Annotated in this window: 25 protein-coding genes; 14 read left to right on the top strand and 11 right to left on the bottom strand. The window is 37.2% G+C overall.

Annotation, left to right across the window (positions count from 1 at the left end):
* Positions 1-103: 103 nt before the first annotated feature.
* Positions 104-460, top strand: coding sequence for an ArsR/SmtB family transcription factor (locus ACTCIM_RS09770; protein ID WP_029966069.1), 357 nt, complete (start codon positions 104-106; stop codon positions 458-460).
* Position 461: 1 nt separating this feature from the next.
* Entirely contained in the window at positions 462-2,402 is a 1,941-nt protein-coding gene (locus ACTCIM_RS09765) for a heavy metal translocating P-type ATPase (protein ID WP_472315353.1), read from the top strand.
* A 46-nt stretch (positions 2,403-2,448) separates the two neighbouring features.
* Here ACTCIM_RS09765 and ACTCIM_RS09760 read toward each other — a convergent pair whose 3' ends face one another.
* The 8 genes from ACTCIM_RS09760 to ACTCIM_RS09725 all read right to left on the bottom strand — a co-directional run bounded on the left by ACTCIM_RS09760 (position 2,449) and on the right by ACTCIM_RS09725 (position 9,899).
* On the bottom strand, positions 2,449-4,416 hold the full coding sequence (locus tag ACTCIM_RS09760; protein WP_472315351.1) for a monovalent cation:proton antiporter family protein: 1,968 nt from the start codon (positions 4,414-4,416) through the stop codon (positions 2,449-2,451).
* A gap of 158 nt (positions 4,417-4,574) precedes the next feature.
* Entirely contained in the window at positions 4,575-5,741 is a 1,167-nt protein-coding gene (locus ACTCIM_RS09755) for a methyl-accepting chemotaxis protein (protein WP_472315348.1), read from the bottom strand.
* 62 nt (positions 5,742-5,803) lie between these two features.
* Positions 5,804-6,238: a hypothetical protein gene (locus ACTCIM_RS09750; RefSeq protein WP_472315346.1), complete on the bottom strand. Its 435-nt coding sequence runs from the start codon at positions 6,236-6,238 to the stop codon at positions 5,804-5,806.
* Positions 6,239-6,366: 128 nt separating this feature from the next.
* The gene (locus ACTCIM_RS09745) at positions 6,367-6,798 is read right to left on the bottom strand and encodes a response regulator (RefSeq protein WP_029966078.1); all 432 of its coding nucleotides are present in this window, start codon (positions 6,796-6,798) and stop codon (positions 6,367-6,369) included.
* 27 nt (positions 6,799-6,825) lie between these two features.
* Positions 6,826-7,428, bottom strand: coding sequence for an ATP-binding protein (locus ACTCIM_RS09740; RefSeq protein WP_029966080.1), 603 nt, complete (start codon positions 7,426-7,428; stop codon positions 6,826-6,828).
* Positions 7,429-7,785 carry a response regulator gene (locus ACTCIM_RS09735; protein WP_464279536.1) on the bottom strand — a complete coding sequence of 119 codons (357 nt, stop codon included), beginning with the start codon at positions 7,783-7,785 and terminating at the stop codon, positions 7,429-7,431.
* Positions 7,786-7,798: 13 nt separating this feature from the next.
* Positions 7,799-9,529 (bottom strand): sensor histidine kinase, encoded by a 1,731-nt coding sequence (locus tag ACTCIM_RS09730; RefSeq protein WP_464279537.1) that lies wholly within the window; start codon positions 9,527-9,529, stop codon positions 7,799-7,801.
* Positions 9,530-9,536: 7 nt separating this feature from the next.
* Positions 9,537-9,899, bottom strand: a complete 363-nt coding sequence (locus tag ACTCIM_RS09725; protein WP_029966097.1) for a response regulator — start codon at positions 9,897-9,899, stop codon at positions 9,537-9,539.
* A gap of 248 nt (positions 9,900-10,147) precedes the next feature.
* Here ACTCIM_RS09725 and ACTCIM_RS09720 point away from each other — a divergent pair, with 248 nt between their 5' ends.
* Genes ACTCIM_RS09720 through ACTCIM_RS09710 form a run of 3 tightly spaced genes read left to right on the top strand, consistent with a single transcriptional unit; the run spans position 10,148 to position 12,039 of the window.
* Entirely contained in the window at positions 10,148-11,107 is a 960-nt protein-coding gene (locus ACTCIM_RS09720; protein ID WP_464279539.1) for a sulfite exporter TauE/SafE family protein, read from the top strand.
* Between the two features lie 29 nt (positions 11,108-11,136).
* Positions 11,137-11,565: a DUF1634 domain-containing protein gene (locus ACTCIM_RS09715; RefSeq protein ID WP_472315343.1), complete on the top strand. Its 429-nt coding sequence runs from the start codon at positions 11,137-11,139 to the stop codon at positions 11,563-11,565.
* A 24-nt stretch (positions 11,566-11,589) separates the two neighbouring features.
* Positions 11,590-12,039 (top strand): response regulator, encoded by a 450-nt coding sequence (locus ACTCIM_RS09710; RefSeq protein WP_464279541.1) that lies wholly within the window; start codon positions 11,590-11,592, stop codon positions 12,037-12,039.
* Positions 12,040-12,069: 30 nt separating this feature from the next.
* Here the strand turns inward: ACTCIM_RS09710 and ACTCIM_RS09705 are convergent, their stop codons facing one another.
* Complete coding sequence (locus tag ACTCIM_RS09705) at positions 12,070-13,392, bottom strand: sigma-54 interaction domain-containing protein (RefSeq protein WP_472315341.1); 1,323 nt, start codon at positions 13,390-13,392, stop codon at positions 12,070-12,072.
* 56 nt (positions 13,393-13,448) lie between these two features.
* On the opposite strand from ACTCIM_RS09705, the gene ACTCIM_RS09700 reads away from it, so the two are divergent.
* The 4 genes from ACTCIM_RS09700 to clpB all read left to right on the top strand — a co-directional run bounded on the left by ACTCIM_RS09700 (position 13,449) and on the right by clpB (position 18,548).
* Positions 13,449-14,552: an HD domain-containing protein gene (locus ACTCIM_RS09700; RefSeq protein ID WP_464279544.1), complete on the top strand. Its 1,104-nt coding sequence runs from the start codon at positions 13,449-13,451 to the stop codon at positions 14,550-14,552.
* Positions 14,553-14,662: 110 nt separating this feature from the next.
* The gene (locus ACTCIM_RS09695) at positions 14,663-15,598 is read left to right on the top strand and encodes a DnaJ C-terminal domain-containing protein (protein ID WP_029966110.1); all 936 of its coding nucleotides are present in this window, start codon (positions 14,663-14,665) and stop codon (positions 15,596-15,598) included.
* A gap of 12 nt (positions 15,599-15,610) precedes the next feature.
* Positions 15,611-15,922, top strand: a complete 312-nt coding sequence (locus ACTCIM_RS09690) for a chaperone modulator CbpM (RefSeq protein WP_029966113.1) — start codon at positions 15,611-15,613, stop codon at positions 15,920-15,922.
* A gap of 22 nt (positions 15,923-15,944) precedes the next feature.
* Complete coding sequence (gene clpB, locus ACTCIM_RS09685; RefSeq protein ID WP_472315338.1) at positions 15,945-18,548, top strand: ATP-dependent chaperone ClpB; 2,604 nt, start codon at positions 15,945-15,947, stop codon at positions 18,546-18,548.
* Positions 18,549-18,572: 24 nt separating this feature from the next.
* On the opposite strand, the gene ACTCIM_RS09680 is transcribed toward clpB, so the two are convergent.
* Together ACTCIM_RS09680 and ACTCIM_RS09675 are read right to left on the bottom strand one after the other, a co-directional pair.
* Positions 18,573-18,989, bottom strand: coding sequence for a DUF4079 family protein (locus tag ACTCIM_RS09680; RefSeq protein ID WP_472315335.1), 417 nt, complete (start codon positions 18,987-18,989; stop codon positions 18,573-18,575).
* Between the two features lie 9 nt (positions 18,990-18,998).
* The gene (locus tag ACTCIM_RS09675) at positions 18,999-19,472 is read right to left on the bottom strand and encodes a cytochrome P460 family protein (RefSeq protein WP_472315333.1); all 474 of its coding nucleotides are present in this window, start codon (positions 19,470-19,472) and stop codon (positions 18,999-19,001) included.
* 245 nt (positions 19,473-19,717) lie between these two features.
* On the opposite strand from ACTCIM_RS09675, the gene ACTCIM_RS09670 reads away from it, so the two are divergent.
* The 5 genes from ACTCIM_RS09670 to ACTCIM_RS09650 form a co-directional block, all read left to right on the top strand.
* The gene (locus ACTCIM_RS09670) at positions 19,718-20,080 is read left to right on the top strand and encodes a hypothetical protein (RefSeq protein ID WP_029966130.1); all 363 of its coding nucleotides are present in this window, start codon (positions 19,718-19,720) and stop codon (positions 20,078-20,080) included.
* Positions 20,080-20,625 carry a CBS domain-containing protein gene (locus ACTCIM_RS09665; RefSeq protein WP_472315331.1) on the top strand — a complete coding sequence of 182 codons (546 nt, stop codon included), beginning with the start codon at positions 20,080-20,082 and terminating at the stop codon, positions 20,623-20,625. The genes ACTCIM_RS09670 and ACTCIM_RS09665 overlap by 1 nt, the downstream gene beginning before the upstream one ends.
* A 12-nt stretch (positions 20,626-20,637) precedes the next feature.
* Positions 20,638-22,104, top strand: coding sequence for an SLC13 family permease (locus ACTCIM_RS09660; protein ID WP_472315328.1), 1,467 nt, complete (start codon positions 20,638-20,640; stop codon positions 22,102-22,104).
* A gap of 19 nt (positions 22,105-22,123) precedes the next feature.
* Entirely contained in the window at positions 22,124-23,521 is a 1,398-nt protein-coding gene (locus ACTCIM_RS09655; RefSeq protein ID WP_472315325.1) for an LbetaH domain-containing protein, read from the top strand.
* Between the two features lie 11 nt (positions 23,522-23,532).
* A partial coding sequence (locus ACTCIM_RS09650; RefSeq protein ID WP_472315323.1) for a CBS domain-containing protein occupies positions 23,533-23,820 on the top strand: 288 nt, incomplete at its 3' end.

Genomic DNA, 23,820 nt, shown 5'->3' with positions numbered 1-23,820 from the left:
TGAAAAATAGTCTTTTTAGAAAATATTTTTCTTGACCCTGAAAGGGAAAATAATTATTCAACGTTTGAATATATGTTCAAATGTTTTATTTTGGAGTGAGAGAATGAGTAAGTGTAAGCATGGGCTTAGGGCTGAAGATTTGGAAATTCTGGATTTTGGGGAAGAAGAGGAAAGGGAAGAGCTTATTTTAGAGCTAGCAGATATTTTTAAGATTCTTTCTGACCCCACCAGACTCAAGATTTTGCTCACTTTGCTCAAGCAAAAGGAATTGGCAGTATGTTGTCTGAGTGAAAGCGTGAAAATGAGTGTTTCTGCTGTGTCCCATCAATTGCGTTTACTTAGGGGCGCCAAGCTGGTCAAATTCAGGCGAGAGGGTAAAAATATTTTTTATTCTTTGGATGATGAACATGTGTATTTGCTTTTAGCTCAGGCTTTAGAGCATATTTTGGAGGAAAGGTAAAATGGCCAATGGTTGTAGTTGTTGTTCTTCTGGGAGTTGTACTCTTCCCCTTTCTAAAGAAGAAGTAAAAAGTGAGAACAGGGCTTTTTACTTAAGCATAGGATTGGGGAGTTTGTTTTTTGGACTTGCTTTAATAAGCGAGCATTTTTTTAACTTTTCTTTTAGCGTGTATCTTTATCTCTTAAGTTATCTCTTTTTAGGTTATGATATCTTATTTTCTGCCTTTAAAAGTATATTAAAAGGACTTATCCTGGATGAAATGTTTTTGATGTCCATAGCTAGTATGGGAGCCTTTTTTATTGCTGCCTATGCTGAAGCCTGTGCAGTAATGCTATTTTTCAAAGTAGGAGAGCATTTGCAGGAAAAGGCCTTAGATAAGTCCAGGAGAACCATTTCTTCTCTTTTAGCCTTAAAACCAGAGGTCGCTAGAGTGCTTAGATTGGGCACAGAAGTATTGTTGCCACCAGAAGAAGTAAAGGTAAGGGAAATAATAGAGGTTCAGCCTGGAGAAAGGATTCCTTTGGATGGAGAAGTTATAGAAGGAATTTCTTTTGTGGACACCTCGGCCTTGACTGGAGAGGGTGTGCCTAAAAGAGTGCGTCCAGGAAAAAAGGTTCTGGGTGGTAGCGTAAATGGCAGTGGCCTCCTTAAGATAAGGGTGACCCATCCCTACAGAGAGTCAGCTTTGGCCAAGGTGCTGGAATTGGTGGAAAAATCAGGTGCTAAAAAGGCCAGAGTGGAAAAGATGATTACGCGTTTGGCTAAGGTTTATACGCCTGTGGTGGTTGGCCTGGCTTTACTTATTGCCTTTTTACCTCCTCTTCTGGCCAAGTGGGGGCTTGTAAGCTTAGGAGATGCTTCCTTTTCTACCTGGCTTTATCGAGGACTTGTTTTTCTGGTGATTTCCTGCCCCTGTGCCCTGGTTTTGTCTATTCCTTTGGGGTTTTTTGCTGGTATTGGCGGAGCTTCTAAAAAGGGCATTTTGGTCAAGGGAGCAAGTTATCTGGAATTGCTTAGCAGGGTGAAAACTGTAGTTTGGGATAAGACAGGTACCCTTACTAAGGGTAATTTTAAAGTGAAAAAGATTTTACCAGCCCCTTCTAGTAGCGAAGAGGAAGTATTATTTTTAGCTGCCTTATTGGAGAGCAAAGTAAATCATCCCATTGCCAACTCCATTTTAGAAGAGGCCCAGAAGAAGGGCCTTCTTTTGCAAGATGAGGTACAAAAAGTGGAAGTAGTTGAAGGCAAGGGTGTAAGAGGGGAGGTAAAGGGAAGACCAGTTCTTCTGGGCAGTAAAGACTTTTTAGAGGAAAACAGGATAGCAGTAAAAGGCAATGGGGAAGCTGGAACTGAAGTTTACCTGGCTTATGCCGGGGAGTTTAAAGGTTCTATTGTGATTGAAGACGAACTAAAACCAGAATCTAAAAAGACCTTGCAACTACTACAAAAGATGGGAATAAAAAGGCATGTGCTCCTTACAGGAGATGTGCCTGAGATAGCTTTAAAGATAGCCAATTACTTGGGAATAAAGGAAGTATTTGCAGGGTTGTTACCTCAGGATAAGGTTTTTCATCTGGAAAAATTACTTCAAGAAAAATCCCAAAAAGAAGCTGTTGCTTGTGTGGGAGATGGGATAAATGATGCTCCCATGTTAAGGCTTGCTGATGTTGGAATTGCCATGGGAGAAAAGGGCGTGGATATGGCTATGGAATCTGCAGATGTGGTCTTAATGCAAGATAATCCACTTTTATTGGTAGAAGCCATAAGTAGAAGCAAAAAGACCTTGCAGATAATCTGGCAAAATATTTTCCTGGCCTTTGGGATTAAAGGACTGGTTTTATTTCTGGGTAGTCTGGGCTTAGCTACTATGTGGATGGCTATTTTTGCTGATGTGGGAGTGGCTCTCTTGGCTGTGTTAAACTCTATGCGGGCTTTTAAGTAAGTTTTGGGCTGGAATGATTTTTGGGTTGTTAAGCTTGGAGAAAAAATTAGTTTTTGGGAGTTGTAGCCCAAATACAGAAGGATTCTCTGCTTTTTTCGTCTCCAATGATGCCAACTATGTCTTCTGGCTTTAAAATAAAATTGGGTTGAGGATTGGGAAAAATTTCTCCTTTTCTTATTACAGCCACAATAGATGCTCCTGTATTTTTGCGTATTTCACCCTCTGCAATGGATTTATTGGTTATGGGGCTTTCAGGAGATAATCTAATCCATTGTAAGTCAAAATGTTGCTCTACACCCCTAAGTTGAGAGAGTAAACGATAGTTTTTATTCGAGTTAAATAAGCTGGCATAGAGTTCTTGGCGGGTATTTTCAATCTGGCGTTGAATTTCTGTAGGAGGAATGTTTAAATTTAGTAGAGCCTGGCGTGTGATTTCTAGACTGGCTTCGAACTCAGGCAATACCACCTCCAAAACTCCAAGATTTTTCAATACTTCCAGGTAGTCAGGTCCAGCAGCTCGGCTGATAATTTTAATTTTTGGATTTAAATTTTTAGCCTGGGCAATAATGGCTTTGATTGCTACTAAATCAGACATGGTTAAGATAAGAAGGTTGGCTTTTTGAATTTTGGCTGCTTCCAGTACTATATCTTGGCTTGCATCACCATAGATGACTGGTAGTCCTTCCTTTTTTGCCTGTTCAAAGCGTCTGTGATTGAGCTCAATGATTATAACCTCCATATTGAAGCGTTGTAAAATTTGGGCAATTTGAGAACCTACTCTGCCACCTCCTGCAATTACAATATGGTTGGCGTATTCTTTGGGAGAAAGATTTGAAGTTTCCAGTTGTTCATGTTTAAACCAGCGTTTTTTTAGGGCATAAAGTCTGGCAGTTTGGCTTGAGATAAAGGGAGTTATGGCCATGGATAAAATAGCTACAGTTAAGATAAGAGAATAGAGCTCATTATTTATTGAGCCAGTAGATACTCCAAGTCTAGCTAAGACAAAAGAAAATTCCCCCACCTGAAATAGCCCTAATCCAAGGGCCAAGGGTATTACATTCCGATATTTGAAAATATGGGAAATAAGGGAAAAGATTATGCCCTTTCCTATACAAACTACTAAAAGTAATAAGATAACTTCCTGGATATGACTGAGTAAAAACTTAGGATTAAAAAGCATTCCCACTGAGGAAAAAAATAAAAGGCCAAAAAGGTCTCGTAAGGGTATAATATCACTTAAGGCCTGATGCCCATAATCTGATTCACTTAAAACCATACCAGCTACAAAGGCTCCAAAGGCAAAGGAAAGTCCAACTAAGTGAGTAAGATAACCTACTCCAAGCCCCACAGCTGTAATAGCTAAAAGAAATAATTCTCTGGAACCAAGCTTGGCAATGTAAGAGATAAACTTAGGAATTATGCGTGTCCCCAATAAAACCATAGTTATAATAAAAACAGTGGCTTTTAAAACAGCAAAGCCTAAGGTAGATAAATCTATAACGGGATTATTTAGCTGAGGGAGAATAATCATCAGGGGAATTACTGCTAGGTCCTGAACAATTAACATGGCTATCATAACTTTGCTGGAAAGAGTACCCATCCAGCCTTGAGCCATTAAAGATTTAAGAGTTACCATGGTGCTGGAAAGAGAAGTCAAAGCACCAAGCCAAAGGGATGATTTCCAATCTAAACCAAAAAATTGTCCCACTCCAAAACCAAGTCCAATAGTGAGCAACATCTGAAGAGGAGTTCCAAACAAGGCAATCCACTTCACTGCTCGAAGCTTTTTAAAGGAAAATTCTAGTCCCAAGGCAAACAAGAGTAGGGCTACTCCAATTTCTGCTAATAGTTCAATTTCCCTTATACCTGAGATGGTTAATCCGCCAGTATAGGGTCCTAGAATAACTCCTGCTAAAATATATCCTAAAAGGAGTGGTTGTCCCAGTTTTTGTAAAAGTAAACCGCAAAAAAAAGCAGTAACGATGATAAGAATAATGTCTGTTGCTATACCCATTTTTTTATAAGGGCTTAATTTAAATTAAAAAAATATTTTGAGATTATTTGTTTCGTATAATTTTAAACAATATTTTTATTTTTACTCTTTATTTAAGAAAAAAGGACATCTAGTATACTAGATGTCCTTTTTTTCTTTGTTTTTAGTTTTAATAAAGTCTATACCTTGAATTTAGCAATAAGTTCTTTTAACTTGGCAGCTAAATCTTGCAACTCTTTAGCACTGGAAGCTACTGTATTACTGTTTTCTCTCATTTCGCCTACAGATTCGTTAATGGCAGCAATATCTTTGGCTGTATCTTGCGCAACATTAGAGGCTTCATCCACATTGTTATTTATTTCTTCCAGGGAACTGGAAGCTATTCCAATGTTTTCTGCAATATCTTTGGTGGCTACGGATTGTTCTTCAATGGCAGCAGCTATGGTGGTGACAATTTCATCCACTTCCTGGATTACCTCCAGGATTTTACCAATTTGTCCTACGGTCTTATCTGTAGCACTTTGAATACCTTGAATTTTATTTTTAATATCTTCAGTTGCCTTGGCTGTTTGCTGGGCCAATTCTTTAATTTCATTGGCTACTACAGCAAAGCCCTTACCTGCTTCTCCTGCTCTGGCTGCTTCGATGGTGGCATTCAAGGCCAGGAGGTTGGTTTGAGAAGAAATGGCGTTTATGGTTTCCAGCACGGTATTAATCTCGTGGGCAACCACTCCCAGTTCATTTACTTCTGTGGAAGTTTCCTGGGCAATACCTACAGCATGATTGGTAATTTCCTTGGCCTTTCCTGTGTTGGCAGCAATTTCATTGATGGTAACGCTCATTTCTTCAGCAGCACTGGCCACAGTGTTGATGTTGTTGGTGGTTTCCCTGGTTGCATCAGCTACATTGTTCATGTTCACACTCATTTCCTCTGAAGCTGTGGCTACCAAATTGGCTTTTTGAGCATTTTCCTCGGCTATATCCACCAGTTCTTTGGACACCTGATTGAGCTCACTGGAGGAATCTGCCAGAATATTTACTCCAGATACCACCTCTCCAATAAGGCCTCGCATGTTTTTAACCATGGTATTGATAGAATTAGCTAAAATACCCAGTTCGTCTTCCCAGTTGGCTTTTACTTCTGCAGTAAGGTCTCCCTGACTTACTTTTTGAGCAGTGTCAGAGACCAACACTATTTTTTCCACCACTGTTTTGCGTAAAAAGATATTTAAAACAACTACCAGGAAAATGAGCCCTCCAACAGTAATTCCTCCAGAAATGATCTGGTTGGTGTTCAGGGTGGTTATTTCTTTGGCAATGCTTTGCTCTACAATCAAGCTTCCCAAAATGGGCTCACTTTTGCCATGGCAGTGATAACAGGAGGGTTCATTTTTTATTGAAGTAATGTTTACAAAAAGGGTATGCCCTCCATTTCTGCTATGGTATTGTATGTGCCTGCTGTTTTTAGGCTGGCTTTTACCAATTCTTGCACTTTAGAGTCTTTAGGAAGGTCCTTTAAGTAAGATTTACGCTCTTCTTCCTTTTTGGTGGCATAACAGATATCGCCTCTAAAATCTGTAAGATAGATGTGAATATCTGGGTATTGTTTGCCCAGCTGGAGAAATTTTTTCTCTGTGCCTTCGTCATCACCCGTGGTCATGGGTTCTTCAATGGCTTTTAAAAGCAGGTCAGATAATTTTAGGGCTGATTCCTTAATGGAAGCAATAGAAGAGGATTTTTGCCTGGAATAATTGGTAATAAAGAGAAGGGAAAAGATAATAATTAAAATTAAGCTAGAAATTACCCCCACCTTTAGACCAATGGACTTTTTTAGAAATTTCATTCTCCCTTTTCTCCTTGTGCAAGAATATTTTTCTTTACTTTATAACCAGCCCCATAAATATAGCAACTAAATTTTTCTTTCCTAATATTTTTGCTAAAAAGTAGGAACAAATTAGTAACAAGTAAGGGTTACCATCCTTTTTCTTGCAAAATGGATTTTATTTTTTCCTCATTCTTTTTTTCCACTAAAATCATTTTCTTGTTTTTGGCTTCTTTGATTAGAGATAAAAGTTGTTGAATGTCTGCAGGTTTTTCCACAAAATCAAAAGCGCCCAGTTTCATGGCTTCTATTCCCTTTTTTACTGTGGCCTGCCCTGTCAGGAGAATAATTTGTAGCTCTGGCATAGTACTCTTGATTTTTTGAAGAGTTTCCAAGCCATCCATGCCAGGCATAACCAAATCTAAAATGATAGTATCCACATTTTTTTCTTGAAGTTTTTTTAAGGCTTCATCTCCTGAGGTGGCGGTTAAGACCTCTAGTCCCCTAGCTTTCATTCTTTCAGCCAAGGTTTCACAAAACTCTTTTTCGTCATCTACGATTAAAACTTTAGTGTTTTCCATAAGTTAATCTCCTTTTAGTTTTTAGATTTAAGTTAAGTTTATACAAAGAGTGTTGTTTTTTTCTTCCAGTGTAATGTTTAACAGGCTAGCTATTTGCTCACTTTTGGAACTTACTTTAATTTGTGGTTCTATATAAATTTTGTTTTTCTTGACCAGAAAAGAAAGTTTTTTTTCTTTATTTTCTTCTTGTTGAGTAAAATCGTTTAAGATAGATATAATCAGACCTAAAAAAATAAAGGGTTGAGTAGAGTATTGGAAAGATTCTGGAGAAGTTAAAGTTAATTCTATATTTTTCATGTCTGCTATTCTTTTATAGACACTAAGGCTTAAACTTAAATATTCACTTATGTCTATATTGAGACATTTGTCGTCTGGAGTGTGGGCTAATTTATTCAGGTTTTGCACAATCTTGTTGGCTCTTACTGTTTGATTGAAGATAGAAGTTGTAATTTCTTTTATTTTTTCCAGGCTTAAAGTATTATTATCTTCTTCACTTAACTCTATAAGGTCTTCTAAAAGTCCACTTTTTTCCTGAATAATAGCTAGGCAATTTTTTAGCTCATGGGAAATACTGGCCGTTATTTGTCCTTTGATTTGAATTAAGTCCCATAAAGGATTGGATAGGTCCATTTATTTTTCCTCTAGTTCTTTTAGTTTATTAAAAAAGTCTTCAAAATCAACTGGTTTTACCAGATAAAAACACCCGCCTTTTAAAGAGCACTCTTTAAGGTCTTCCTTAGAACCATGTCCAGTTAAAAAACCGATTTTTAATTTAGGTTGAATTTTTTTTAACTCTTCCATGATTTCCAGGCCGCTGATTTTGGGCATTTTCATATCCAACACAGCCACATCATATTTTTTTTCTTGAATCAATTTCAGGGCTTTTTCTTTAGTAGTGGCAAAATCGGCTTCAATGCCCCTAAACTTTAGCCTTTCCACCAGAGCTTCTACTAATTCTTGTTCGTCATCTACAAGTAAAACTCGCAATTTATAATCCTCCTTATGCCTCCTTAGCTTTTACAGGCAGAAAAATAAAAAAGGTAGTACCTTTTCCTACTTGGCTTTCTACCTGAATCTCCCCTTTTAACTTTTTAACCAGGCCATAGGTGATGGATAGTCCCAGACCAGTACCTCCCTGGTCTTTTTTAGTGGAAAAGAAGGGGTCAAAGATTTTTTTCAGGTTTTCAGGGGAGATGCCAATGCCATCATCTTTAATAGCTACTTTGACCATGTCCTTTTCTTTCAGGTAGTCAAGAGTGATGTCTATATGCCCTCCTTTCTTAACAGCAGCAAAGGCATTATTGATTATATTTAAAAAGATTTGTTGAAGTTTGCTGCGATCACTTTGAATAAGAGGTATTTCTTGAGTTTTGGTTATGTTAACGTGAATATCTCTATATTGGGCTTCTTTTTCCAGAAAACTTAAAACTTCTTCCAATAGTGTCTGTAAATCTACTTCTTCTATTTTTACATCAATATGTCTGGCAAAGCCAAGAAGCCTATGGGTAATAGTTCTACATCTATCCACTTGTTTCAAGATGGAGTCAATTAAAGAGAGAAGTTTTTTGTCTTCTTTGTATTGGTCGGAAAAAGTAAAAATATCCTTAATTAGTCCTGCAGTTTCATTGATAATGGCTAAAGGATTGTTTATTTCATGGGCTACACCTGCAGCTAGACGTCCTATAGAGGCAAGTTTATTGGTATGCTCTACCTTATGAATTAGGGCTGCTCTCCTAAGATCTGCATAATAAATTTTTGTGACCAGCTTGGTAGAGATAATTACAACTACTACCAAGACAATTGCTATTCCTAAGACTAAAGTAGCTAAGGTCTCTTTTTTTAATATACTTAGTCCACTTTTCAATATGGTAGGCTTTTTTACTAAAACAAAACTAAAAGGTGTCCCTTTTATCTTTTCTTTTCCAAAAATCCAAGTTTTTCCCGTAGAGTCGCTAAACTCACAAATTTTACTATCTGGAATACATTTTATATTTTGAGGGGAAAAAATTTCTAAAACATCTCCAAAGAATTTTGAAGGAGTTTGAAAAACATTATTTTGATTTAAAATAAAAGCATCGCTATTCTCATCCAGTTCTAAACTGCCCAGGAGATTAATTAATTGGGAAGTATCAATTGTTGTTCTTAAGATAAAAAAATCTCCATTAGAAATATTTTGTTTTATAGATATGGTAAAGTGGGGGGTATTTCTATAACCTAAAAAAACATCACTTATATACTCTTCTTTAATCAAAACTTCTTTATACCAGTCTTGTTGTTTGTAGTTTTTTCCCTTAAGTTCATAAGGACCAACATAATTTATTTGTATCCCTTGAGAATCTATTATACCTAAATCTACGATATTGCCAAAAGAAGTTTTTAAATCTAAGTATATTTTACCTAAGACAGAAGTTTTTTTTATTTCTTCATAGGGGGTATTTAGTACAATAAATTTTAAAGCTGATTTTTTTTGAGTAATAAAGAAGTTAATTGACTTTTGAGTATTGGATATAAGGCGAACTAAAGGATACTCGACTTCTGCCTGGATATATTTTTCATAGATGTTTAAATTCAGGAAGGTTAGGATGAGAAGAGGGAGTATAGAGACAAAAGAGATTAGGAGTATTACGCCTATCCATAAATTGCGGTAATTAAAAAGTTCTTGTTCTTCTTTATAGATATTAGTTCCCTTCAAAAAAGGAGGAGATATTTGCTGTATAATTTTTTTTAACATTTTAATTTTATAAAATTTCTTTTATTTTTTTAATTAATACCTTAAAATCCACAGGTTTGTTAAAGCATTCTACTGCCCCCAGTTCCAGGCAAAGCTTTTTTTCTTTTTCTGAGCCATGTCCGGTAATAATGATGACCCTGGTTTGAGGATATTGTTCGCGGATTATTTTTAACACTTCTAGTCCACTTAGTCCAGGCATTTTTAGGTCCAGAAGAACAAGTTTAGGCTTTTCCGCAGCTAACACTTTTAATCCTGATTCTCCGTCTAAGGCCATGAGACAGTCAAATCCCCTTAACTTAAGTCGTTCCGTTAAAGTCTCTAAGTAGTCTTTTTCGTCATCAATAATTAAAATTTTGGGCTTAGGAGTCATGGGGTACCTCTCTTTTAATAATAGTTGGTAATTATTAAAAATAATAAAAATAAAAAATATTTTTTGACAAGCAAAAAAAGTCTGCCAAGAGTATTATTTTTAAGTTTCACTTTTTAACTTATGTTGAAAGATGAAACTTTATGGCTTGAGGTTAGTTTTAAAATGTAATACTTAAACTTATTGACATAAAATTCACAAATGAATAAAGTTTGGGTCGTGTTGCATAATTTAACGCTAAGGAGATGGCTATGGTAAAGAAAATCTTTGAGAAATTGTTGCTAGCCTTGAGTCTGGTTTTGGCTAGTCCTCTTTTTGCTTTGGCTGCAGAGGGTGCTGTGAATGGTGGGAAGCCTTGGTGGTTTTGGCCTTTGATTTTATTCTTTTTTTGTTTGGTTTTGGGAGTGATTGCAGTTTTAGCTGGTGTAGGTGGAGGCGTTCTTTATGTTCCTTTAGTAAGTGGATTTTTCCCCTTTCATATTGATTTTGTTAGAGGGGCTGGACTTATGGTGGCTTTAGCAGGAGCTTTAGCCGCAGGTCCTGGTTTGTTGCGTAGAAACTTAGCCAGCTTGCGCTTAACCTTGCCTATTGCTCTAATTGCTTCTGCTTGCTCTATTGCGGGAGCACTACTTGGACTTTATTTATCTCATTTAAATCCTGCTTATGTGCAAGTGGCTTTAGGTATTACTATTATGGGTATTGCCATTTTGCTTTTATGTTCCAAAAACACAGAAAAACCTGTAGTAACAAAGCAAGATGCTTTGGGTTTAGCCCTTGGACTTCAGGGTGCTTATAAAGAAGAGGGTACTGGAGAAATTGTAGAATGGAAAACCCATAGAACCTTGGTTGGTTTTCTTTTATTTATTATTATTGGAGTTATGGCTGGTATGTTTGGGCTTGGAGCTGGCTGGGCTAATGTTCCAGTTTTAAATCTGGTTATGGGTGTACCTTTGAAAATTTCTGTAGCTACCAGTAAGTTTTTACTTTCTATTACTGATACTTCTGCAGCCTGGATTTATTTGAATAAAGGCTGTGTGATTCCCTTAATGGCCATTCCTTCCATTATTGGACTTATGCTGGGTTCCTTTTTGGGAGTTAAAATTTTAGCTGTAGCTAAACCCAAGTTTATTCGTTATATGGTTATTGGAGTTTTAATCTTTGCTGGATTTAAAGCCATAGACAAAGGTATGGGCTGGAATATTATTGGATAATCGAAAAATATGGATTTAAGGAGTAAAAAATGGATAAAAGATTAGAAGAAATGATTAAGCCTATGCCCCAGCAGATAACCTATGCCAATATTTTGTTTTGGGGTGCTTGGGGTGGCATTTTGCTTATGACTCTTACCTACATAATCTATCTTGCCCACATCTTGCCTCCGCATGTGGATGTAAATTTGGTGGTCCAAAACTGGCATAAAGGGGTTGCTGAGTATAGAGAAATAACCAATTCTCCCCAAGGCTGGAATTGGCTTTTTTTGCTAAATAAAGGTGATTTTATCAACTTTTTAGGTATTGCCTTTTTGGCCTTACTTACTATAATATGTTATATAGTGTTGTTCTTTGGTTATGTGAAAAAGAAAGATAAAATTTATGCTACTATTGTAATTGCAGAAATTTTGGTGCTGGCTTTAGCTGCTTCTGGACTTTTGGGAAGTGGTGGGCATTAAACCTATAAAATATGAGGGATAGTTATGTCTCCAAAAAAGAAAATTAAGATTTTATTGGTTGATGATGAGCAAGAATTTTTAAACTCTATTGCCGAAAGAGTGAAATTAAAAGGTTTTGAACCAGTTACAGCTACTTCGGGAGAAGAAGCTTTAGAACTGGCTAAAAAAGAACACTTTTATGCAGCAGTAGTGGATTTAAAAATGCCAGGTTTAGATGGGCTTGAGACCATTAAGAGATTGAGAGAATTTGATCCTAAACTGCATACCATTTTACTTACCGGTTTTGGTAATGAAAAAGTTAAAGAAGCTACCAATGCCTTAGAGTCTGAATATTTTGACAAGGCTGATATGCCTAGTTTTTGGGATTATTTAAAACAACTAGCTCATAAGGTAGAAGATTCCATGGCTGCTGCTGGGCTGGCCACGCATGGCGACTTAGAGGATGCTGAAAAAATAGAAAAAGGTGAAGAATAACCAAAGGGAGGTCAAGACCTCCCTTTGGTCTTATTCTGGAAGATTATAGTTTTTTAGTTTTCTCCACAAAGATGTCCTGCTTATTCCAAGTATTTTAGCTGCTTCTACTTTATTTCCTTTGGTATAGTTTAAGACTCGCAAAATATATTCCTTTTCTATTTCCGCCAGGGGTTTAAAGTTGTCTACCCTAAAAGAAGTCATTGCGCTTTTAAAGCGAGAAGGAAAGTGAATGGTATCAATTTCCTCACCTTCAGCTAAAATAACTGCCCGTTCTATTAGATATTCTAATTCCCTTACATTGCCTGGAAAGTCGTATTCCTTTAATTTGTAGAGGGCCTGGGCAGAAATTTTAGTTATATTCTTTTTAAATTCCTTGGAGTATTTATTTAAAAAGTAATAGGCAAGTAAAGGAATATCGTCTTTTCTTTTTCTAAGAGGAGGTAATTCCAGAGATACAGCATTTAGGCGATAGTATAAATCTTCTCTAAATTTTCCTGCTTTTATTTTTTCCTGAAGATTGCTATTGGTTGCTGCAATTATTCTTGCATCTGCTTTTATTTCTTCATTTCCCCCATAGGGAATAAAGATTTTATGCTCTATGAACTTTAGAAGCATGCTTTGAATCATTAAAGGAGATTCTTCTATTTCATGTAAAAATAAAGTTCCATTATTAACAGCTTCCAGCAATCCCTTTCGTTTTCTAGTCTGTTGATTGGAATATTGATATTCTTCTCCAAAGATTTCTCTAAACAATATTTCTGGATTAAAGGTGCTACAGTGAATAGCAATAAATTTTTCTTTACTTCTAAAGCTTAGGCGATGAATGGTTTTGGCGATAAGCTCTTTTCCTGTTCCTGTTTCACCTATGATTAAAACCGGACAATCCAGCACTGCTATTTTATTGAGCTTTTTTTTCAATTCTTGAATTTGCGGCGTTTCTCCAATAATCCAAGGAATTCTGGAAGAAGGAGTTTCTGCTTCTGTGGACTTTTCTTCAATATTTATTGGCTGAAAGGAGCGTAAAAATTCCCAGAAATCCCGCAAATCTTCTTTGGGAAAAGTGGGGAGTTTTAGGGGATTGGAGAAGTTTTCTTTATTTTTGCCTGTTAGAAGGGCTATTTTTAGATAGGGGTGGGTGGCTACTATTTGTTGGAGAGAATTAAAATCGTCCTGGGAGCTTAAAAATTCAGTATCTAGCAGCAAGAGAACGAATTGTTGAGAATTTAATAAACTAAGGGCACTGGAAAAGGATTGACTGGAAAAAGGTTGAAACTTTCTTAGGGCCAGTCTTTTACTTAAAGTCTCCAGAAAGTAAGGGTCTTTATCCAGGATTAACACATTGAGATTCTTCATAATTACCTCTATAGGAAATTTTAAAGAAGCTCTGGGTAAAAAGCAAGGTAAAAGAAATGCAGGTATTTTTAATCGGTGGCAGTGTCCGAGACAGGCTTTTACAAAGACCAGAAAAGGATAAGGATTTTGTAGTGTTGCAGGCTACAGAAGAGGAGTTTTTAGCCAGGTTTCCCCGGGCCAAAAAAGTGGGAAAAGGCAAAGCTGTTTTTTTGCTGGGAAGAGATGAATACACTTTAAGCGCCAGTGCTTCCATTGAAGAGGAGCTTGGGAAAAGGGATTTGACCATAAATGCCCTGGCCCTGGACCAGAAGAATAAACTTTATGCCCATCCTTTAGCCTTAAAAGATTTGGAAAATAAACTTCTTAGACCCATTGAGAAGAAGAATTTTTTTCAAGACCCGCTTAGAGTATACAGAAGTGCTAGGTTTTGGTCTGAACTTCCGGAGTTTAAACTGCACTCAACTCTCCTTTATATTTCCTGGTCTGTGCTAAAAAGTGAAAAGATAAAAACTCTTAGTGCTGAAAGGGTATGGGGAGAGCTGTTTAAGGCTTTGCAGGCTAAAAAACCAGGTAATTTTTTTCGTTTTTTAAATCTTATAGGTGGCTTTAACTTCTGGTTTGCACAACTTCAGGAAAGTGCCTTTATTCCAGCAGGACCTAAACAATATCATCCAGAAAGCGTGCTGGAACATACCCTGAACCTTATGGATGCCTTAGCTCCTGATTTTTGGGGGGCCTGGCTGGCCTTTTGTCATGACCTGGGAAAAGTTCTAACTCCTGCTGAGCTTCTTCCCCATCACTATGGTCACGAGGAAAAAGGAAGGACAGTTTTAAAAGATTTGGCTAAAAAATTACCCTTGCCCAAAAAAATGCTTAAATATGGAGCTATTGCCTGCAGGTATCACATGCTAGCTGGAAAGTATACCAGCTTAAGACCTGGAACCAGGGTAAAGTTGCTTTTGAGTTTACCTCAGGAAATCTTTGAGCCTTTTTTTAAATTGGTGCGTTTGGATCAGGGGATAGATTATTTGGAGCAAGCCTTACAGGACTTAAAAGTGATTCAAAGGGTAAAACTTCCTCCAGCCCATCAAAACTTGGGTTCCAGATCAGGGGCAATCTTGCACTCTCTTCGGGCCAAGGCCCTAAAAGACTTTTCTTAAAATCACTCAAAAATCGTGCCAAATATCTTGACTCTTTTTTCTCCGGTCTTATTTTTTATCAGTTTATAACTTCTTTAAAATAAAGAATTTTTACAGGAGAATAAGAGGGTATGGAGTATAAGGATTATTATAAAATTTTGGGTGTGGACAAGGGTGCTTCTCAAGAGGAAATTGCCAGGGCCTATAAAAAGTTGGCAAAAAAGTATCATCCAGACTTAAACCCCAATAATAAAGAAGCAGAAGAGAAGTTTAAGGAGATAAATGAGGCTTATGAGGTCTTAAAAGACCCTGAAAAGAGAAAGCTCTATGACTCTTTAGGGCCCAACTGGCAACATGGGCAAAACTTTGAGCCACCTCCAGGTTTTGAAAACTTTCATTTTGAGTTTCGAAGTGGTGGTTCTGGTTTTGAAGACCTGGGTGGCTTTAGTGATTTTTTTGAGACCCTTTTTGGTGGCTTGGGTAGGCGTTCCAGGTCTTCCAGGCAGAGAAGTTATGGCTTTGATAATTTTTATTCAGCCAGAGGTCAGGACCAGGAGGCTATTTTAGAACTCTCTTTGGAGGAAGCTTTCCTGGGTGGAGAGAAGACCATTACTCTGGGACGAGGTTTGGAGCAAAGAACAGTAAAGGTAAATATTCCTGCAGGCATTAAAGATGGTGGCAAAATCAGGCTAAAGGGATTGGGAGAGCCAGGTCTTGGAGGTGGGCCTAGTGGAGATTTGTACTTAAAGGTAAAAATATTGCCTCATCCCTTATTTAAAGTAGAAGATAACAATATTCTTTATCGTTTACCTCTTGCTCCCTGGGAAGCAGTGTTGGGCACCAAGGTTAAAGTACCTACCTTGGCGGGAGAAGTGGAGTTAAAGGTTCCTAAGGGAGTTAGCAGTGGCCAAAAGCTTAGATTGCGAGGCAAAGGGCTAGGGCAAGGAGTAAATAAAGGGGATCAATTGGTGGAAATTGTCATTAAGACCCCTAAAAAGCTTAGTGCTCAAGAGGAGAGGTTGTGGAAAGAATTGGCCAGTATTTCCAGTTTTAATCCCAGAGCCTAGGAGGAAGCATTAATGGTTAACATAGAGATAAAGACCATATCTCAACCTTATCCAAGCAAAAAATTAAGCTGGCAAGAATTTGTATCCAGGACAGGCATCAACCCCTTGCGCCTGGAAGAACTTATAGAAATGGATTGGATTCGCTGTGAATGCGTGGGAGAGAATAACTATCTGTTCCCGGAAAGAGAAGTTTTAAGAGTGCAAAAACTACTTCGCCTCTGCCGAGACCTGGAGATTTCCACTCTGGCTGGAATGATTATTGTGGACTTGCTGGAGCGAATAGAAGACCTGGAAGAGAGGTTGAGAAAATTTTCAGTATTTTAAATTGAAAAACAAGGAGGAAATTATGGATATAAGCAAATTCACTCAAAAATCACAAGAAGCTATTGCTGAGGCCCAAAAGGAAGCAATTCGCTTTGGACATCAGCAAATAGATGCAGAGCACTTGTTTTATGCTCTACTTGGGCAAGAAGATGGCCTGGTTCCCAGGATTCTGGAAAGGGCAGGCTATGACCCGGAGGCTGTAAAAAACTCGTTAAAGTCTGAACTGGAGAAACTTCCAAGGGTTAGTGGCCCTGGAGTCCAACCCGGGCAGATTTATGTTACAGGCAGGGTGAACAACATCCTTTTGGCTGCTCAAGATTTAGCCAAAAAAATGCAAGACGAATATGTGAGTGTGGAGCACTTGTTGTTAGCCCTATTAGATGAGCCTCCAAGTACTGGAGTGGGCAGGGTTTGCAATACCTTTCGATTGGATAAGGATAAAGTATTAAGTATGCTTACAGAGATAAGAGGACATCAACGGGTTACTTCTGATAATCCAGAAAGCACCTATGATGCCCTGAAAAAGTATGGTCGAGACCTGGTAGAAGAAGCACGCAAAGGTAAATTAGACCCGGTTATTGGAAGAGATAGCGAAATTAGGCGCTGTATTCGTATTCTATCCCGAAGGACCAAAAATAATCCTGTGCTCATTGGTGAAGCTGGCGTGGGTAAGACTGCTATTGTAGAAGGTATTGCCCAAAGGATTTTGAGAAAAGATGTTCCAGAAGGCCTTAAGGATAAGACCATTTTTGCCCTGGATATGGGAGCGCTTATTGCTGGAGCCAAGTTTAGAGGAGAGTTTGAAGAAAGGTTAAAGGCAGTACTCAAAGAGATTGAAGAGTCCAAGGGTAGAATTATTTTGTTTATTGATGAGATTCATACCATTGTGGGTGCAGGTAAAGCCGAAGGAGCCATGGATGCAGGCAACCTTTTAAAGCCCATGCTGGCTAGAGGAGAATTACACTGTATTGGCGCAACCACGATAGATGAATACAGAAAGTACATAGAAAAAGACCCTGCTTTAGAAAGGCGTTTTCAACCTGTGTTTGTGGACGAGCCTTCAGTAGAGGATACCATTTCTATCTTGCGAGGGTTAAAGGAGAGATTTGAGGTCCACCACGGTGTAAGAATAAGTGATAGTGCTTTGGTTGCTGCTGCTACCCTTTCCCATCGTTATATTACTGACCGTAACTTACCTGATAAGGCCATTGACCTTATTGATGAAGCTGCAGCTAAAATTAGAACGGAAATCGATTCCTTGCCTACAGAACTAGATGAAATCAATCGCAAAATTATGCAGCTGGAAATAGAGCAAGAGGCCTTGAAAAAAGAAAAGGATACTGCCTCTAAAGAACGCCTGGAAAAGATAGGTAAGGATTTAGCTGAGTTAAAGGAAAAACAGGCGAGTTTGCTGGCCCAATGGGAAAAAGAAAAAGAAGCCATTAACTCCTTAAGAAAACTAAAGGAAGAAATAGAAAAAACTCGTTTGGAAATAGAAGCAGCTGAAAGGGCCTATGATTTGAATAAAGCTGCTGAGCTTAGATATGGCAAACTAACTCAATTGGAAAAAGAGTTAAAGGAAAAGGAAGAGGCTTTAGCAAGTCAGGATGGCAAGACCTTGCTCAAGGAAGAAGTTGGGCCTGATGATATTGCAGAAATAGTCTCTAAATGGACAGGTATTCCTGTAACCAAACTTGTTGAGTCAGAAAGAGAAAAGTTGTTAAAATTAGCAGATGTCTTGCATCAAAGGGTAATAGGCCAGGACGAAGCTGTACGGGCTGTAGCAGATGCAGTTTTAAGGGCCAGATCTGGTTTAAAAGACCCCAGAAGACCCATTGGTTCTTTTCTCTTCCTAGGTCCTACTGGAGTGGGTAAGACAGAACTTTGTAAGACTCTGGCCAGGACCCTCTTTGATACAGAAGAAAACATGATTCGTATTGATATGTCAGAATATATGGAAAAACACACTGTAGCCAGGCTTATTGGTGCTCCTCCTGGATATGTGGGTTATGAAGAAGGCGGACAACTCACAGAAGCTGTACGCAGAAAACCCTATTCTGTGGTGCTCTTTGATGAGGTGGAAAAGGCCCATCCAGATGTTTTTAACATCTTATTACAAATTATGGACGATGGACGCCTTACTGATAGTCATGGTCGAATAGTAGATTTTAAAAATACGATTATTATTATGACCTCTAACCTGGGAGCCAATTATCTTTTAGAGGGTATTACTTCTAATGGAGAGTTGAAACCTGGAGTGGAAGAGCAGGTAATGTCTGTAGTGAAGTCCCACTTTAGACCTGAGTTTTTAAACCGGATTGATGAGATTGTGTTGTTTAAACCTTTACTCTTGGAAGAAATCAAGCAGATTATTGAACTCCTGTTAGATGAGCTAAGAGAAAGGCTAAAAGACAAGAAAATTACCCTGGAAATCACTCCTGAAGCCAAAGAGCTTATTGCTAGAGAGGCCTATGACCCGGTTTACGGAGCCAGACCTCTTAAAAGATACCTTATTCATCATGTGGAAACCAAGCTGGCTAAAGAGATTATTGCAGGTAGAGTGCAGGAAGGTGACCAGGTACTGGTCAGCTTAGAGCAAGGTGATTTGGTCATAGTTAAAAAATAACCAGAGGGGCTTTTGCCCCTTTGGTTAAAAAATAGCTAAAAGGTCCCAGCCTGTCTTTATTTGCCAGAGAGCTAACAACAAAATAAGTAAATTGTTAGCAGCATGTAAAAGAGGTAAAAATTTTCTTTTCTTTTTGTGAAAGTGCAAAATATAACCACTAATAAGGCCTACAATTAAAAGAAATAAAATCACTAATCCCACCTTGGCATGAGTGCCAGCCACAAATACCTTTCCCCAGAGTAGAAACAAAATAATACTTCCTCCCAAGGTACCTAAAAGCATAGCAATTAAGGCTATGCTTCCTACTAATACATGCCGTTTCCATAAAAAGGGAACAGGCTTTTGAAAGTGCAGGCTTTTTATCCTGTTTATACCCAAAAACAGGGCATATAACCCAAAACAAATAGCCAAAAGCTGGAAAATAGGATGAAGGTAAATCATAATTCTTCCTTATTTAAATTGATGTAAGAATATGTAATCGTTATACTTATGTATTTGGTGACAGCCAATACATCCCTTTACCTTGCCCTCTTTGTCTATCTTACCCTGAGGTGAATACTTTACCCAAAACCAATCCCCGCTTTGGGGCGCATAGCCTTTAACTTTGTACATAACTGTAATTGCCTTGAGTTGCTTATCTTTACCATAATTTTCTTTAACCACAATGGTCCTATCCAAAACAGGAGCTTTTTTACTCTCTATTCCCCTGGAGTTTACAAATATCTTATGCAAAGGGCCGTGCGGGGCTTTGCCAGGCTGAAGCCCTTGATGATTGGGCCAAAAGCTCCAATTTTTATAGGGTGAGACCCTGGTTATGTATTGCCACAGAGCTTTTCCTTCAGGTGAGGGGAAGTCTTCTCCCAGGCCGACCTTAACGCTGCCAAGTAAAAATAGTATAAATAAAAACACTTGCCACTTTTTCATGTTTGACCTCCTTTTTTAATTACACTTTATGAAAAATACAGTTTGAAAAGTCAAGTTTTTGAAATGTTCTTTTTGTCTCATTTGTTTCAAAAAGTTTTATTTTGTTGTTTCTTTTTGTTTCTTATGGTTTTGCTGAATAGGGAGGTACTTCTATTAAATTATTGAAAACTATGTATTTTTATTGTTTTGGCATGACTTTTGTTAAGGATTTGTGATTATTTTCTCAAGGTATACTGGTAATCCTGATGAGTATTTGTTTTTTTAGTAAAAATAAAAAATTATTCAAAGTTATGGAAAGTAAACTGGCCGGATATGGACCAGTAATGTTTTTCAGTGAAGTGTGGGATTTGCTGGAAAAAATAGAAAGCGGGTTAGAAATAAGGCTTTTAATTGTGGATTTTGTTTCAATAGCTCCAGAAGGTCCCAAGCTTGTAAACTTTGTGCACAGGTCTTTTCCTCATTTGCCCATCTTAATGTTAAGAGATGAAAACTATATTCAGTCTAACTTAGATTTTGTAAGAGAAAAACAATTGGCAGAACTAGAGTATCCTTTGGATTGCTCTAAATTAAAAATATTTGTAAGTAATTTATTGAAAAAGGAGGGATAATGAAAAATCTAAAAGTCAAAAAACTAGTTGTGCCTTTAGATGAGTTTTTAGTTGTGAACAAGGATACTTCCTTGTTGGAAGTGATTTTAAGCTTAAAAGAGAAAAAAGAAAAAAATGCCAATTTTCACTCCACAGTATTTATCACTGATGATAGGGGAAAATTTATAGGAAAAATAAGTATTTTAGACATTTTGCGGGGAATTGAACCCAAGTACAAGGATGTTTCAGATGTGGATTTGAGTAGATTTGGTTATAGTGAGGATTTTGTTCTTTCTATTTTAAAAAACTATGATTTATGGGCTCATCCTTTAGAAAATCTATGTCAAAATATTCCCAATATTTTGGCTAGCGAGGTGGCTAGAGATATAGATACTAATGAAACGGTGTCTACAGAAGATTCTCTGGATCTAGCTGTGCATAAGATGGTTATGAATAACTATACCTTACTTTTAGTAGAAGAGGATGGAAGCTTTGTTGGTGTTCTTAGATCTATTGATTTATTCTTCTTCATTTGTGAACAAGTAGAAAAATGTGATTTGAAATAAAGGGAGGTAACTATGACAACTTCTGTAGCAAATAGATACAAAGAAGAGATGAAAAGAGCCTTTTTTATTTTTTTGGGTATTTTTTTGTTTACAATAGTTTACTTAGCTCCACCTTTTCCTGATGCTGTAGATCCCTTTGGTAAGCATTTTGTCTTATCTAGAGAAGGAAAGGGTGCTTTAGCTATTTTCTTGTTAGCAGGTACCTGGTGGGTCTTTGAGGTTGTACCTATTGGCGTAACCAGTTTGGCTATTGGTGTGCTTCAGGCCATGTTTCTCATTCGTCCGGCAAAAGTAGCTTTTAAAGATTTTATGGATCCTTCAGTACTCTTTATCTTTGCTTCCTTGGTTATTGGTATGGTTTTTACCAAAACCGGGCTTACCAAAAGGCTTGCCTATAAAATGCTTATGCTAATCGGTGAGAAAACAAGCATGATTCTACTGGGAGTTTTTATTTTGACTGCTGCCATGACCCATGTGATGGCGCATACTGCAGTAGCAGCCACTATTTATCCTCTTTTAATTGCCATTTATGCCCTCTATGGAGAAGGCAATAAGCCAACTAAATTTGGTAAAGCCCTATTTATAGGTATGGCGTATGTGGCAGGAGCAGGAAGTATTGTAACTTTACTTGGTGCAGCTAGAGGAGCTGTTGCTCTGGGATTTTTTAAGGAAATAATGAATAAGGATGTTACCTTTTTTGAACTTACTTACTATATGTTTCCCATAGGCTGGCTTATGACCTTCTTGCTGTGGTTATTTTTCTTGGTGTTTTTAAAACCAGAAAAGGATAGAATTCCTGGTTTAAGAGAAAAAGCAAAAGAGCTAAATTCCAAACTGGGCAAAATCACTACCCAAGAAATCATTGCCGGTCTTACTGTTCTAGCTGTTATTATTGTTATGTCTTTGCGCTCTTTTATTCCTGAGTTAAAGGCTATAGACAAAACAGCTATTATCTTGCTTTCCACTATCATGTTTTTTATCTTAAAAATCTTAGACCTTAAAGACTTAGAAGAAATTCCCTGGAATATTATTTTACTTTTTGCTGGAGCCATGAGTATAGGTTTTTGTTTGTGGGAAACAGGGGCAGCCAAGTGGCTGGCTATTCATTGGCTTAGTTTCTTTCAGGATTCCCACTGGTTTGTTTTTGTTATGGCCATTGCTTTCTTTGTAATGATGATGACCAACTTTATTATGAATGTTGCTGCGATTGCTATCTCTTTGCCTGTAGCTTTGGTTATTGCTCCTTATTTAAATGTGGCAGGTGAAGTAATTCTCTTTTCTTCTCTGGTGACAGCAGGAATGCCCTTTTTGTTTTTAGTTGGTGCTGCTCCCAATGCTATTGCTTATGATTCCAAGCAATTTACTACAGGTGAATTTTTCTTATATGGAATACCAGCTAGTATTTTACTTATGGTAGTAGTTGGAATTGCTGTTTATTTTATCTGGCCTATTATGGGGATGCCTGTAACTTTAAATTAATATAGTTGGGAGATTGGTTATGAAAAAGTATATAAATTTAAAAAAGGCTATATTTAAAAATATTGGATATCTTTTGGATAAAAGAGAGGTTTTACATTCTTTAGAGGAATATGTTTCTAAGATAAAATTTATTTCTGATTATGCCGTATATGGTGTTGCCTTTCCAGAGATAAACTTAGGATTTCAAGCAAAGAATTCTTGTCTTTCTGGAAGTTATTTTTTGGGAAAAATTGAAGTGCTAAATTCCATTATTATTAATTCTGACTTAAGAGGTGATGAATTAAAAAGAGCTGGAGATGTATACCAAAAAGGTGAGCTAGAGGTTCCCCTTTGTCAGGATGAAAAACTTCTGGTACAGGATAGCTTGTTTGTAGATACTTTAGTGCATAATTGTTCGCATGATTTGGAAAATCTGGAAGTGCTTTTAATTAAAAATACTATTTCCTTAAATTGGGCGAATATTCATGGTACCAGTACCAGGTTTTCTTTGATTTTACCTTTGGCTACTGTGGATTTAAGTATAGTGTCAAGAAGTGTAGTGGGTGAGTTTTCCTATGTGCAGGGGGACTTGCAAGGAGAGATTGTTGAACCTGGGACTATTTTAATTAAGGGAGCGGAGTTTTTATTCAAGTATAGGCATGGTGATAATCTAAAACATTATGTTTGTTTTGCTGAAAATTCTTTAAAAGGAGAAATTATAGACTTCTTAGAAGGAAAACGAGAAGCTTTTAAGAATGTATTTAATACTATACCTGAAGAAAAAAGTATAGCGCAAGGTAGCTTTGCTTCTCCTTATGCTGTGTATAAAGGTAAAGTAGAGGTTGGAGAAAATGTGTTAATTTCTCAAAAGGCCTATTTGGAAGATGTGTTCTTAGGCAAAGGAGCCAATGCTCAAGAAAATTGTTATATTATAAATTCTTACTTATTTGGATATAATGTTAGTGCACACGGCTCTAAGATTATCAATACTTTCTTAGAAGAAAATGTTTTTGTAGGTTTTAATTCATACCTTAAAGCAAAAGATAAGTATGGTTTAAAAATTGGTAAAGGCTCTGTAGTGATGCCTCATACCATAATTGATGTGGATAAAGAGCTGGAAATTCCAGCAGGTACTGTAGTTTGGGGAATAATTAGAGGAAAGTCTGATTTAACAGAAAATTCTCTTTCTCTAGAAGAATTCAAAAAGATAAAAGGTAAATATTCTTTAGGTAATTTGGAGTTTGAAGGTGATGGAGAAAGGTTTATTTCTGCCTTTGCTCATCGTATTGAACATATCTTAGAAGCAAATGGTGCTTTTTTTGATGGAAAAAAAGGTAGAGGGCATGCTCAAAATACTCAAAAAACTTCTTTTCATCTCCTTTCTTCCTATACAAAAGGAGATTACAAAGGAATTATGAGCGATATTAATTTATCATAATAGGAGGGATTATGTTAGTATCAAATTTGATGAGGAAACATCTGGTTCTTTCTACGCCAGAATGTAGTTTTAAGACCTTATTATGCAAGATGGGAAGACTTTCACCACGGCAAATTTATGTGGTGGAAGATGATTTAAGATTAAAGGGAATCATTACTGGTTATGACCTGTTAAAAGTAGTGCTGCCAGAATACATGGACTCCAATCTTTTAAAATCCATTCAAGAACCAGAGATTGATGATTATTTGCGTAAATGTATCAACAAAGTGGCAGATAAAAAAGCTGGAGAGATTATGATT

It is taken from the genome of Desulfonauticus sp., from assembly GCF_055126295.1.
The sequence above is the reverse complement of the archived record's forward strand: the minus strand, read 5'-3'. Positions and strand labels throughout refer to the sequence as shown.